General features: G+C 66.3%; 12 protein-coding genes. 10 read left to right on the plus strand and 2 right to left on the minus strand.

What is annotated here, in order from left to right:
- The first annotated feature begins 61 nt into the window (after window positions 1-61).
- Entirely contained in the window at window positions 62-1,066 is a 1,005-nt protein-coding gene (locus AC239G_RS04940; RefSeq protein WP_482401521.1) for a TetR/AcrR family transcriptional regulator, read from the plus strand.
- An 82-nt stretch (window positions 1,067-1,148) separates the two neighbouring features.
- Here the strand turns inward: AC239G_RS04940 and AC239G_RS04945 are convergent, their stop codons facing one another.
- Both AC239G_RS04945 and acs read right to left on the minus strand, forming a co-directional pair.
- A complete protein-coding gene (locus AC239G_RS04945; protein ID WP_039211350.1) occupies window positions 1,149-1,556 on the minus strand; it encodes a phage holin family protein in 408 nt (135 codons plus the stop codon).
- 179 nt (window positions 1,557-1,735) lie between these two features.
- Window positions 1,736-3,673 carry an acetate--CoA ligase gene (gene acs, locus AC239G_RS04950; protein WP_482401522.1) on the minus strand — a complete coding sequence of 646 codons (1,938 nt, stop codon included), beginning with the start codon at window positions 3,671-3,673 and terminating at the stop codon, window positions 1,736-1,738.
- Window positions 3,674-4,010: 337 nt separating this feature from the next.
- On the opposite strand from acs, the gene AC239G_RS04955 reads away from it, so the two are divergent.
- The 9 genes from AC239G_RS04955 to AC239G_RS04995 all read left to right on the plus strand — a co-directional run bounded on the left by AC239G_RS04955 (window position 4,011) and on the right by AC239G_RS04995 (window position 12,164).
- A complete protein-coding gene (locus tag AC239G_RS04955; RefSeq protein WP_487489925.1) occupies window positions 4,011-6,674 on the plus strand; it encodes a hypothetical protein in 2,664 nt (887 codons plus the stop codon).
- 243 nt (window positions 6,675-6,917) lie between these two features.
- Window positions 6,918-7,925 carry a septum site-determining protein Ssd gene (ssd, locus tag AC239G_RS04960; protein ID WP_181270926.1) on the plus strand — a complete coding sequence of 336 codons (1,008 nt, stop codon included), beginning with the start codon at window positions 6,918-6,920 and terminating at the stop codon, window positions 7,923-7,925.
- Complete coding sequence (locus tag AC239G_RS04965) at window positions 7,922-9,094, plus strand: TadA family conjugal transfer-associated ATPase (RefSeq protein WP_376906121.1); 1,173 nt, start codon at window positions 7,922-7,924, stop codon at window positions 9,092-9,094. Before ssd ends, AC239G_RS04965 begins: the two co-directional genes overlap by 4 nt.
- Window positions 9,091-9,786, plus strand: coding sequence for a type II secretion system F family protein (locus AC239G_RS04970; protein ID WP_487489926.1), 696 nt, complete (start codon window positions 9,091-9,093; stop codon window positions 9,784-9,786). The genes AC239G_RS04965 and AC239G_RS04970 overlap by 4 nt, the downstream gene beginning before the upstream one ends.
- The gene (locus AC239G_RS04975; protein ID WP_229664004.1) at window positions 9,783-10,379 is read left to right on the plus strand and encodes a type II secretion system F family protein; all 597 of its coding nucleotides are present in this window, start codon (window positions 9,783-9,785) and stop codon (window positions 10,377-10,379) included. The genes AC239G_RS04970 and AC239G_RS04975 overlap by 4 nt, the downstream gene beginning before the upstream one ends.
- Before the next feature lie 42 nt (window positions 10,380-10,421).
- Entirely contained in the window at window positions 10,422-11,024 is a 603-nt protein-coding gene (locus tag AC239G_RS04980; RefSeq protein ID WP_139468702.1) for a GNAT family N-acetyltransferase, read from the plus strand.
- A gap of 187 nt (window positions 11,025-11,211) precedes the next feature.
- Window positions 11,212-11,457 carry a DUF4244 domain-containing protein gene (locus tag AC239G_RS04985; protein ID WP_139468701.1) on the plus strand — a complete coding sequence of 82 codons (246 nt, stop codon included), beginning with the start codon at window positions 11,212-11,214 and terminating at the stop codon, window positions 11,455-11,457.
- Window positions 11,458-11,463: 6 nt separating this feature from the next.
- Window positions 11,464-11,850, plus strand: a complete 387-nt coding sequence (locus AC239G_RS04990; RefSeq protein WP_139468700.1) for a TadE family protein — start codon at window positions 11,464-11,466, stop codon at window positions 11,848-11,850.
- The gene (locus AC239G_RS04995; protein WP_139468699.1) at window positions 11,847-12,164 is read left to right on the plus strand and encodes an Rv3654c family TadE-like protein; all 318 of its coding nucleotides are present in this window, start codon (window positions 11,847-11,849) and stop codon (window positions 12,162-12,164) included. Before AC239G_RS04990 ends, AC239G_RS04995 begins: the two co-directional genes overlap by 4 nt.
- Window positions 12,165-12,170: the final 6 nt, after the last annotated feature.

A 12,170-nucleotide genomic window follows, 5' to 3' on the forward strand; every position in this document is an offset into this window, starting at 1 on the left:
GACAGAAACTGTATATGACACTAACACGCAATATATGCCATACACAATATAGACTGACGGCATGAGCACGGATGATCTGATCGAGCAGCTTCCCAGTGGAATCGCACTGGCCTGGGGTGTCGCGGCGACTCCCCAGCGGGGGCCGAAGAGGGAGATGAGCGTCGAGAAGATCGTCGACGCTGCGATTGAGATCGCCGACAGCGACGGCATCCAGGCGGTGTCGATGGCGGCGGTCGCGAAACGACTCGGGTACACGCCGATGTCGCTCTACCGCTATGTCAGCTCGAAGGACGATCTGCTGCTGCTCATGCAGGAGGAGGCGACCGGCCTGCCGCCGGAGCCAGGCGAGGAGGATCTCGGCTGGCGGGCACGACTCGGTGAACTCTATGAGGCGCAGTCACAGATCTATTCGCGTCAGTCCTGGCTGCTGTCGATGCCGATCACCGGCAGCCCGATCACACCGAACAGTTCGGCCTGGCTGGAAGCCGATCTCGAGGCGCTCCGCGATACCGGTCTGACCGAAGAGGAGGGGATCGCTGTCTCACTTCTCGTCACCGGTGCGGCTCGTTGGAAAGGGCTGATTGCGGCAGGCTACGAGGAGCAGAGCAGAGCGACCGGTTTGGACGCCGCCGAGGTGGCGGCGCGGGAGCAGCGTCTCTTCGACGCCGTCATCACCGAGGATGGATATCCCTTCCTCAGGAAGGCGATCGATGCGGGGGTCTTCGCCTCGGAATTCGATCCCTTCGACTTCGGGCTCGAACGAGGTTTGGACGGGGTGGAGGCCTTCATCGAGGCGATCGTGAACGCGCGGGCAGGTGCCGTGTCCGACGTGGCGAACGACGGCTCGAGCGCAGCGACCTCAGTCGCCGCGCCCGATGATGCGACGGAGGCAGCGGCTGCAGGGCATGCCGCGATCGCCGATGATGACCCTGCGGTAGCGGCCGATAAGAAGCTGCGAGAGGCGCAGAAAGCGGTCCGGCAGGCGCAGAAGGTGCTGGCCGAGGCACGGAAACGGGAACGTCAGGTTCTGCGGGAAGCCAAGGAGCGAGTCGCGAAGCGACGCTGAGCGTGAATGCGAGAAGCGGCGCCGGACGAAATGTCCGGCGCCGCTTCTCGCATCTGCCGCGGTTCTCAGATTGGGAGAGGTGTCAGTACCTGGGTCCCGAGGGATTCTTCACTGCGCGCTTGACAGAGGCCACCAGCGACTTGGCCGAACCGATCGCGGTGCCGGGAACCGGGTTGCCCTTCTTGAACAGCGGGAGGGCCACAAGGACGAGGATGATCGCAATGACGGCGAGGATGCCGAAGACGATGAGGAAGCTGCCCCACCATGGCCAGCCCAGACCCTCATGGAATGCTGCCGCACCGGCGAAGATCACCATGAACGAGGACAGGAAGAGCAGGAAGAGAGCGACGATGGCCAGTCCGGCCCCGATGCCCAGGTTCTTCGCACCGGCAGTGGCCTCGGCCTTGGCGAGGGCAATCTCTTCTTCGGCGATCGCTTTGGAATCGTCGCTGATGCCTTTGATCAGTTCGCTGATGGACCGTTCGGCCATGAGAGCTCCTAAATCGAGAACGAGGACAATCTAACTTAAGAGTAGTCTGAACGGGCTCTGCGGCCAAAGGCGAATCGGCGGGGAATCGGGAAAACCCGTCGGATCCGGACGACCGCCGTTATGCGGCAGGGTCGTCTGTCACCGACGGGTCATCCGATTTCGGCCTCAGAGCGAGGGGCTCAGGCTCCTGTGACGGACTTTTCGATCTGATCCATCACCGAGGCATCGGCGAGGGTCGACGTGTTGCCGACCTCGCGGTTCTCGGCAACGTCCTTGAGCAGGCGACGCATGATCTTGCCCGAGCGGGTCTTGGGCAGGTCCGTGACGATGTGCACCTTCTTCGGCTTCGCGATGGGGCCGATGTCCTTGCCCACATGCTGACGCAGCTCCTCAGAGGTCTCGGGGGAGTCCTCGACGCCGTTGGAGACGATGACGAACGCGACGACGGCCTGACCGGACGTGTCGTCGGCGGCGCCGACCACAGCCGCCTCGGCGACCTTGGGATGCGCGACGAGCGAGGACTCGATCTCCGCGGTGGACAGGCGGTGACCGGACACATTCATCACGTCGTCGACACGCCCGAGGAACCAGATGTCCCCGTCCTCATCACGGCGGGCGCCGTCGCCGGCGAAGTACGTGTCTTCGAACCGCGACCAGTAGGTCTCCTTGAAGCGCTCCGGGTCTTTCCAGATTCCGCGCAGCATCGACGGCCATGGGCGGCGGATGACGAGCAGTCCGCCTTCGGGGCCGGCCGGGTTCTCACCCGAATCATCGACGACATCGACGGAGATGCCGGGAATCGGACGCTGTGAGGAGCCGGGCTTGGTTGAGAGCACGCCGGGCAGAGGCGCGATCATGTGGGCCCCGGTCTCGGTCTGCCACCATGTGTCCACGATCGGGCAGCGCTCACTGCCGATGACGCGGTGGTACCAGCGCCAGGCCTCGGGGTTGATCGGTTCGCCGACGCTGCCGAGCAGGCGCAGACTGGATAGATCGTACTTCGCGGGGATCTCCTCGCCCCACTTCATGCAGGTGCGGATCGCCGTCGGTGCGGCGTAGAGGATCGTGGCTCTGTACTTCTCGATGATCTCCCACCAACGACCCTGATGCGGGGTGTCCGGAGTGCCTTCGTAGATGATCTGAGTGGTGCCGGCGGCCAGTGGGCCGTAGGTGACATAGGAGTGACCGGTGATCCAGCCGACGTCGGCGGTGCACCAGAAGACATCGGATTCGGGCTTGATGTCGAAGACGGCCTTCATCGAGTAGAGCACCTGAGTGAGGTAGCCGCCGGTGGTGTGGAGGATGCCCTTGGGCTTTCCTGTCGTACCGGAGGTGTAGAGGATGAACAGCGGGTGCTCCGAGTCGAAGAATTCGCACTCGTGTGTGTCGCCGGCCTGGCCGACGGAGTCCTCCCACCACTGGTCACGGCCTTCGACCCAGTCGACGTCCTGACCGGTGCGCTTGACGACGAGGACGTGCTCGACGGGAGTGTCGCCCTGGGCGATCGCTTCGTCGACGGCCGGCTTGAGACTCGTGGGTTTGGCGCGCCGGTAGCTGCCGTCGGCGGTGATGACGACGCGGGCCTCGGCGTCGATGATGCGCGAGTGCAGAGCATCGGCGGAGAATCCGCCGAAGACGACGGAATGCGCCGCACCGAGGCGGGCACAGGCGAGCATCGAGATCACCGCTTCGGGGATCATCGGCAGATAGATGGCCACCCGGTCGCCGGTCTTCACGCCGAGGTCGATCAGCGTGTTCGCCGCCTTCGACACCTCGGCCAGGAGCTCGGCATAGGTGAAGGTGCGGGAGTCGCCCGATTCGCCTTCGAAGTTGATGGCCACGCGGTCGCCGTTGCCTGCGAGGACGTGACGGTCGAGGCAGTTATAAGCGACGTTGAGCTTTCCGCCGACGAACCATTTCGCGAACGGCGGGTTCGTCCAGTCGAGGACCTCGCCGAAGTCTTCGTGCCAATCGACGAGCTCACGGGACTGTTCGGCCCAGAAACCCAGGTAGTCCGCCTCGGCGCGTTCGTATTCATCGGCCTTGACGTTGGCTGCGGCCGCGAACTGCTCAGGTGGGGCAAACGTCTCGGTCTGCTCGGCAGCGGTTTCGGTCATGCTTTCCCTCCGACTTCCTTGGTGGATCGAAAATTCTAGTTGCACTGTATACCTGCGGTCGGGGGCTGGGGAGAGCAGTTTCACTCGATGAACGGGGAAATCGGGGGTAGCCACCGTGCTTTTATCGTGGTATGGCTCACATGATTTCGACGGCTACGCGGCGACGGAAGGGCCGCCTCGGCGGGGGACTGAGGAGTCTTCGACGTGCCTGAGAATGCGCATATGAGTGCACAGGTGGCCTGTGTTCTGCAAGGATGGGGTCAGAGTCTGTCGGGATCCGTCCCGCGCGGACACGGAAACACTGTTAGCTTTTCCCCGAGATCGACTGGAGTCAGCGATGAGTTCGCCGCAGCATCCAACCGGGTCCGGGCCACAGCCGTGGCAGGATCAGCCCCCGCAGTACCCGGGCCAGAACGCGCAGCAGCCTGGTGGTCAGCCGCCGGCCTACGGTTCGGGGCCAGGGCAGTTCGGTTCTGCTCCCGGGCCGGGCTATGGTTCCGCACCGGGACCCTACGGTTCGGCACCGGGACAGCCCGCCGCACAAGGACCCTATGGTTCGGCTCCGGCTCAGTACGGTTCGGGACCTGGCCCGTACGGTTCTGCTCCCGGTCAGTACGGATCGGCGCCGGGACCCTATGGTTCGGCTCCGGGACAGGGCCAGTTCGGTCAGGCGCCTGCGCCGAAGCAGAAGACCGGCCCGGGAATCCTCGGCCCGCTGACTCTGCGCGATCTCTTCCTCCTGTTCGCCGGACTGCTCGCCTTCATCGCATTGTTCGTGCCGTACCGGGGTTACGATTACGGCCTCGGCAGTGAGACGACCACTCTGTGGCACTGGAATGTCGCCGATATGGGCGCGCTCGTATTCGGAGTGCTCACAATTCTGCTCATCGTGGCGGCCGTGCTCGTCAACAAGCTCGGCAACAGCCGACTGCGAGTCGGATCGCTCAGCCTCGACCAGTTCATCTCCGTGCTCTCGGCGATCGCCTTCACCTATGTGTTCGTCGATCTGCTCACTTCGGCGGTCTACTGGCATGTGGGTTCGTACCTGACGTTCTTCGCCGGCCTCATCGCGTTCTTCGCCGGAGTATTCACGATGCTGCCGTTCTTCGCCAAGGAATTCGCCGGCCGCGAGGACATCGAAACCCATCCGAAGGCTCGCCCTGTCACCAAGCACACCCAGCATCCGGCACCAGTGGCCAATGTGCCCGGTGCTGCCGGCCCGGGCACCGGTGCACCCGGATTCGCGCCTTACGGAGCGGCTCCGGCCGGTGTGGGACAGGCGGCGCCCGGTCAGCCGGATCAGTTCGGTCAGCCGAGCGGCCCGGGACAGTCCGCCCAGCCGACTCAGTTCGGTGCGCCCGGACAGCAGGACCAGTTCGGCGGACCAGGACAGTCGGGTCAGCCTGCACAGCAGGGGCAGCAGGACCAGTTCGGTCAATCAGGACAGTTCGGCGGTCCGGAACAGCAGAACCAGTTCGCCGCTCCGGAACAGCGGGTCCAGCCTTCCGACCAGCAGAACCAGCCCAGCCCCTACGCTCCGCCGCAGGAGCAGGACTCCGAGCGTTCGGCTAGCTCCTTCGCCGCACCCGCCGCTTCCGGCACCTCGGGCGCGGGCGCTGCGCCCGAATCCGCGGACGTGGCATCCGACCAGGCCTCGGACGACGGACCGGTGCACAGCACCGGTGACGGACAGACCTACCTGGGTCGTCACGATTCGGACGCCCCACAGCATTCGCAGAGCGAACCGACTCAGGCATTCGGTGTCGGAGCCGGACAGCCGCAGACCGATGCGACCGGAGACCAGACCGCCGCTGCGGGAAGCCGGGCCGTTGAGTCGGGCAGCCAGCCTGCAGCGTCTGACGCCCAGTCCAGGCAGTCCGATGACATGTCACACTCGGGCGCCGCGGCCGCTGCCGCAGGCGCCGGAGTGATCGGTGCCGGTGCTGCCGGCGTCGCTGCTGCGCATTCGGATTCCGAACGTCGCCGTGGCCGCCACGCCGCTCCCGAAACGGAGTCCGACGCGGAATCGACCCTCGGTGCGGATTCGACGTCCGGTGCGGAACCGACCGACACCGGGTCGGCTGCTCGGAAGGATGAAGCGAACGACGACACGTCCGCGGACCGGTCCACGGCCGCCTCGGCGACGTCAGACGAGACCCCCACGGTGGTGTCACCGTCCGAGAGCAGCGACCTGGTCTCCAAGGTCAACGCCAAATCGTCCGACACGAACGCCGCCGAAGGTGCGAACGTCGCCGGCGCGAATTCGGCTGCGCAGTCCTCGACCGATGCCGGTCAGGCCTCGACAGGAAATGCATCGGAAGATGCGGCCTCGGCAGATGCGGCGTCGAACGATTCGCCATCGGATTCCCCGGCATCGACCGACGGGACCACGGCGCAGGACCCGGACGACGACACCAACATCCGCTCCACCGATGCCACCGTCGTCAGCACCCCGGCCGACGACAAGGTCGTGTCAGATGATGAACCCACCTCAGTTGGCAAGACGGGCGCGGACGACGAACAGGCGACCGCTGTGATGGAGCCGGCAGTCAACTCGGAGCGGACCACCGCTCCCGAAAGCGAAGAGCCGACTCAGTACGTTCCCGTGGCCGACTACGCCAACCGGCCGGAGACCGACGGGGGCGCGGAGAGGTCGAACGACGAGACCATGGCACAGACGGCCGTCGACAACCAGCCAGTGCCCGCCGATGCGGGGCAGAACCGGTCCGGTGATGCGCCGAACGACGGACGGAACGCCGATCAGGACAATGGTCAGGCCGAGAACCAGGACGGTGGACGCCCCATCATCCAGGCCTTCTGGTTCGCCGTTCCCGAACCGCGCGAAGCCGTGGACGAGACCACCGGAATGCCGGTGTTCACGATCTATCCCGGCGACTGGTACCTCAGCCTCGAAGACAACGGATCCTGGTTCAAGGTCCGCGACTCCGACGGCAGCACCACTGGCATCCTGCGCAATATCGAAGGAATCCAGCGCGGCTGAGTCGACTGGAATCCACTCATGCGTCAACGCTGTGGACAGACCTCGGTCGAATCGGTGCCCACCGGCACCGCATGATGTGACCGGCCGGTCGGCCCACCGCGGCTGACGTGGACGGAGGCCGCCGACTGCCGCTGGGGGCGCCTCCTGTGACTCAACCTCACAGGAGGCGTCCCTTCGTCGTTCCATCCACAGGGCGCCGCTCCGGCCTGGCCGGTGACAGCCGGGCGGATCCAGGCTCGGTGCATGCAGGTAGCCCTCATCACCGACCTCGGTGCGATCACCGAAGAATGCGCACGAGTGGCCGAAAGCATCGGCATCTCGCTGACCGTCCTGCCTCCCGACTCCGGAGGCTGGCAGTCCGCGTCGCTCATCCTCCTCGGAGAAGACGTCCGCGAAGCCCCCGCCACCGACCGGGCAGACACGATCCTCGTCGTCCTCGACGATGACGAACCCTCCTCGACCTGGGCGAGGGCCGCGCACCTCGGCGTCGACCAGCTCGCCGTGCTGCCTGCTGCTGCGGAATGGCTGAGCGGGCGGATGATCGCCGCTGTCGAACCGCCGACGGCACCCGGGACCACGGTCGGCGTCGTCGCCGGATGCGGTGGAGCCGGAGCCTCCGTGCTCGCCTGCGCACTCGCCCGGCGGGCCGGAGCCGATCACAGCACCGTTCTCGTCGACGCCGACCCGCTCGGCGGGGGACTCGACCTCGTCCTCGGTGCCGAACAGGCGCCCGGTCCCCGGTGGACCGACCTCAGTGCCTCCCGCGGACAGCTGCGCCCCTCCACCCTGGCCGAAGCGCTGCCCCGCCACGACGGGCTCGCCCTTCTGTCCTGGGGGCGAGACGACACCGTCGACCTCGACCCGGACGTCTTCGACGACTTCCTCGCCGCGGCCGGCCAGGCCTTCGACCTCGTCATCGTCGATCTGCCCCGCCACGCCCCACCCCAGTGGACCCGGCGCTGCCATCATGTCCTCCTCGTCTCCCCGGCCCGGGTCAGATCCGCCGTCGCCTCCTCCCAAGTGGCCAAGCGGCTCTCCCAAGCCCACCCGGATGTGCGCCTCGTCGTCCGTGAAACCGGGGCCGGCGGGCTCGACGCCGACCTCCTCGCCGATTCCATCGGGCTGAGCCTGGCTGGAAGCATCCGCGACGATCGGGGCCTGTCAGCCGCCGTCGACCGCGGCGAGGGAATCCCAGGTGGGGCGCACCTCGGCCGCCTCGTCGACCGATTGCTGGGGGAGTGGGTGGAATGAGCGAATGGCTCGACGCCTCGCTCGTCGCCGATGTCCGCAAAACGCTGCTCGACAATCCGGGGCCGGTGACCACGGCTGCCGTCGCCGAGGCGGTCCAGCGCACCGGACGCGTGCTAGGTTCCTCCGCCCTGCTCGAGCTCGTCACCCGGCTGTCCGCGCAGCTGTCCGGGGCCGGACCCCTGCAGTCCGTGCTCGAGGTGCCCGGCACCACGGACGTGTTCGTCAACGGGCCGCGGGAGGTCTTCGCCGACACAGGTGACGGTCCCCAGCTGCTCGACCTGACGCTGGGATCCGAAGAGGACGTGCGGTCCTTGGCGGTGCGTTTGGCCGCCCTCGGCGGGCGCCGCCTCGACGATTCTTCCCCCTATGTCGACGTTCGTCTGCCCGACGGGGTGCGGATGAACGCGATCGTCCCACCGATCTCCGGGGAGACGACGACGATCAGCTTCCGCGTACCCAAACGGGCCGGATTCCCCTATTCCCAGCTCTGCGCCGAAGGGTTCCTCCCCGCTGAGATCAGCCCCCTCGTCGCCGAGGCGGTCACCTCGCGGGCGAACATCCTCGTCTCCGGCGGAACGGGCACGGGAAAGACCGTCCTCCTCGGCGCTCTGCTGTCGCTGGTCGAACCGATCCAACGCATCGTCATCGTCGAGGACTCCCGCGAGCTCATCGTCACCCACCCGCACACCGTGCAGCTCGCTGCGCGTCAGGCCAACGTCGAAGGCGGCGGCGAAGTGACCCTGACCGACCTCGTGCGCAATGCCCTGCGGATGCGGCCCGATCGCCTCGTCGTCGGGGAATGCCGCGGTGCCGAGGTCCGGGACATGCTCACGGCCCTCAATACCGGGCACGAGGGTGGGTGTGCGACGATCCACGCGAACACCGCCGAGGCCGTGCCCAGCCGGGTGGCCGCGCTCGGTGCGCTGGCGCAGATGAGTCCGGACGCCGTGTATTCGCAGTTCTCCACCGCCATCGACCTCGTCATCCATCTGCGTCGCACGGGTTCCGAGCGGGGAGTCACGGAATTGGCGATCCCGACGAGGACTGGATCCGAGGGAGTGGTGATGGAACCGGTGTGGGGTCGCCCCTCGCCGTCGACGGCCGGCACTGTCAATCGGCGTGCCCTGGCCCGGTTCGAAGCCGTGCTCGAACAGAAGTCCGCGCAATGATCGTCGTCACCGCCGTCCTCATCGCGGCCGGGATCATCCTCGCCGCGCCTCCGGACCCGGGCTCCAGGCTGCGCGAGCTCTTGCCCCGTGGGGAGGGCGGAGAATCGGTGCGGAAAGGGGTGCGTGCCTTCTTTCGCCCAGGCGGTCACACCGCCGACGATCAGGCCGAGCGTCTGTGGGCGATCGCCGCCGTGGAGAACTGCGCCCACCTGCTCAAGGTGGGGATGACCCCACAGGCGGTGATGAGCACACTGAGCCGCCGCAACGACGTCCTGACCCCGATCTCACGAGCCATCTCCCTGGGCGAGGAACCCGGACGCGCCATCGCCACCCGCAGCTCCGGACTGTCGGAGACCGCCGCTCACGTGCTGTCGGGAATGGCCGCCGTGTGGACGGTGTCCGAACGCTCCGGAGCACCGGCAGCGGAGATGATCCTCCGGTATGCGGCAGCGCAGAGGGACGCCCTCGATGCCGAACGCGAACGCCGCATCGCGATGGCCGGACCGAGGTCGACGGTGCGGGTGCTCAGCTGGCTGCCGCTCATCGGTGTCGGTCTGGGCCTGCTCATCGGCGTCCGCCCTCTGGAACTCATCACCGGACTGCCGGGACAGCTGAGCATCGGTGCCGGTCTCCTCCTGTACGGGGCCGGCCGGTGGTGGATGCGGACGATGATGCTCAGAGCACAGAGATGACCATGCTGATTGTGCTCATCGGTGTCTGCGTCGGACTCGGCGTGCTCCTGTGGTCCGGACCGACCCGCGGGAGACTGCAGAGCCTCCTCGGCGAGGGCCGATCCGTTCCCACCGACACCGAGGCGGCTGCCGGGGAGGCGGGAACGCCGGAGTCGGGGACGGCAGGAGCAGTGGCCGATGATCAGCTGGCGTTCGACCTCGACCTTGTGGCGATCTGCCTGACCTCCGGTCTGCCGATTCCCGTGGCGCTGACCCTGACCGCCGAGGCGACCGACGACCGGTCGGGTCTGCAGAGGATCGCCCGTGCAATGACGATCGGAGGGCGCAGGCTCGCCGACGATGATCGCCTGCTGCCGGTGCTCGAGGTCTTCGAGTTCTCCGAACACACCGGCGTCGGCCCGGCACCTCTCATCGAGTCAGTGGCCGAGGAGCTGCGGGCTTCGTCCCGTCGGCGTCGGCAGGAGGCGGCCGCCTCTTTGGGTGTGCAGCTGGTGCTGCCTTTGGGCGTGTGCATTCTGCCGGCGTTCCTGCTGCTGTCTGTCGTTCCGGTCGTCATCTCACTGCTGACCGACCTCACGACCGTGTTCTTCTGAAGTGGTGACCGGGTTTTCAGACTCGACCGATAGGCTCGGGACATGGCACCGGTCACACCTTTCAATCAGCTGTCCAATGTCGAACAAGCCGAGGACTACGCCGAGAATCTCTTCGTCGGTCGATCCGTGCGCCTGCGGCCGCTGAGGGAGGATGATCTGCCGTACCTCGAACAGTGGTGGTTCGATCCCTCGATCGTCGTCCTGCAGAATCACACGGTTCTGCCGCGGCCCGAAGGGGGTGTGTCCGAGCAGTTCTCGCAGTGGAGTGCGAACATCTCGAGCGAGGCAGTCGGCTTCAGCATCGAGCTGACCGAAACCGAGGAGTTCGTCGGCCATGTCACCCTCTACGGACGCAATCCCATCAACCAGTCCGCCACTCTGGCGATCGTCCTCGGCCCTGAATTCCACGGTCGCGGATACGGCTCGGATGCCGTGCGACTGGCCGTGAAATACGGGTTCCTCCAATTGGGACTCAATCGCATCGAGCTGCAGACCTGGGCGTTCAACACCCGTGGAATCGCCTCCTATACGAAAGCCGGATTCGTCGAAGAAGGCCGTCGACGCGAAGCCGTGTTCTTCAACGGCCGGCGCCACGACGAAGTCATCATGGCCATCCTCAGAGACGACTGGGCCGGCAACAGCTGATGCTCGGGCTGCGCTGACTCGCACGCCGTTTCCTGTGGACGGCGCCTCCACTCACACACGGTGAGCTTGTGGATGCAGAACACGTTTCCACAGGTGCGAATCCGGCCCTGGACACGGCAGCATGCCGACTCCCAGGCTGAAGGTCCGCTCGCAGAGTGCGAACGGGGTTTCAGCCAAGGAGGAGAGCATGGCCACCACATCACCGTCCCCGCAGATCGAGGACCCGCCGACCGGGCACGTGGAACCGGTCGAGGACCACAGCGAGATCGAACAGTTCTGGGAACCCGACGCCGGAGCGACCACAGCCGAATATGCGATCACCACTCTGGCCGCGTGCGGATTCGCAGCACTTCTCGTCGTGGTCCTCAAATCCGAACCGATCAAGGAACTCATCACGGGGGTCATCTCCTCGGCGCTCGGTCTGGGAAGCTGAACCGTCATGGCACGCGGACGCTCCCGTCAGCGGCAGCGAGGATGGGATCGCGATGCGGGAACGGCGACGGCGGAATTCGCCGTCGTCATGCCGGCTGTCGTTCTTCTCATCGTGCTGCTCGCGGGAGCCGCCGCTGTCGGGTTCTCCCAGCTGCGAGCCTTCGACGCGGCACGGTCCGCGGCCCGTGAGATCGCCCGCGGCGAACCACAGGCCGCCGTCGTGTCCGAAGCGAAGAAGCACGCCGGTGACTCATCCTCGGTCCGTGTCCGAGCCGACGGCGGATACTCGGTCGTCACGGTCACGATCGAGCTGCCGGCCGCGATCTTCTTCCTCGACACCGTCGACGCGGATGCCACCGCACGGTTCGAAGGGGACAGAGGAGGACCGTCATGACGAACATCGTCGTGGGTCTCTGCTCGATCGTGCTCGTCCTCGTCACCGCCATCGGCAGCCTCGGCCAGGCGTTCGTCGCCCACAGTCGGGCACAGAGTGCCGCGGATCTGGCGGCGCTCGCCGCCGCGGACGCCGTGCGCGGACTGGCCACCGGGGAACCGTGTGAGACGGCGAAGGAGGTCGCGATTCGCAACGGCGGACACCTCAAGGACTGCCGTGCCTCATTGAGTGAGCAATCCGCCTATGTCGTCATCGAAGTCGACATCCCGGGACCTCTGCCGAAGGTCAGAGAGGAGGCCGTCGCCGGGAAATGAGGGGGA

Source organism: Brevibacterium sp. Lmc1 (assembly GCF_057654315.1).

Coding starts and splice junctions, on each gene's coding strand:
- AC239G_RS04940 (WP_482401521.1), top strand. CDS start 62: ATGAGCACGGATGATCTGATCGAGCAGCTTCCCAGTGGAATCGCACTG.
- AC239G_RS04945 (WP_039211350.1), bottom strand. CDS start 1,556: ATGGCCGAACGGTCCATCAGCGAACTGATCAAAGGCATCAGCGACGAT.
- acs (WP_482401522.1), bottom strand. CDS start 3,673: ATGACCGAAACCGCTGCCGAGCAGACCGAGACGTTTGCCCCACCTGAG.
- AC239G_RS04955 (WP_487489925.1), top strand. CDS start 4,011: ATGAGTTCGCCGCAGCATCCAACCGGGTCCGGGCCACAGCCGTGGCAG.
- ssd (WP_181270926.1), top strand. CDS start 6,918: ATGCAGGTAGCCCTCATCACCGACCTCGGTGCGATCACCGAAGAATGC.
- AC239G_RS04965 (WP_376906121.1), top strand. CDS start 7,922: ATGAGCGAATGGCTCGACGCCTCGCTCGTCGCCGATGTCCGCAAAACG.
- AC239G_RS04970 (WP_487489926.1), top strand. CDS start 9,091: ATGATCGTCGTCACCGCCGTCCTCATCGCGGCCGGGATCATCCTCGCC.
- AC239G_RS04975 (WP_229664004.1), top strand. CDS start 9,783: ATGACCATGCTGATTGTGCTCATCGGTGTCTGCGTCGGACTCGGCGTG.
- AC239G_RS04980 (WP_139468702.1), top strand. CDS start 10,422: ATGGCACCGGTCACACCTTTCAATCAGCTGTCCAATGTCGAACAAGCC.
- AC239G_RS04985 (WP_139468701.1), top strand. CDS start 11,212: ATGGCCACCACATCACCGTCCCCGCAGATCGAGGACCCGCCGACCGGG.
- AC239G_RS04990 (WP_139468700.1), top strand. CDS start 11,464: ATGGCACGCGGACGCTCCCGTCAGCGGCAGCGAGGATGGGATCGCGAT.
- AC239G_RS04995 (WP_139468699.1), top strand. CDS start 11,847: ATGACGAACATCGTCGTGGGTCTCTGCTCGATCGTGCTCGTCCTCGTC.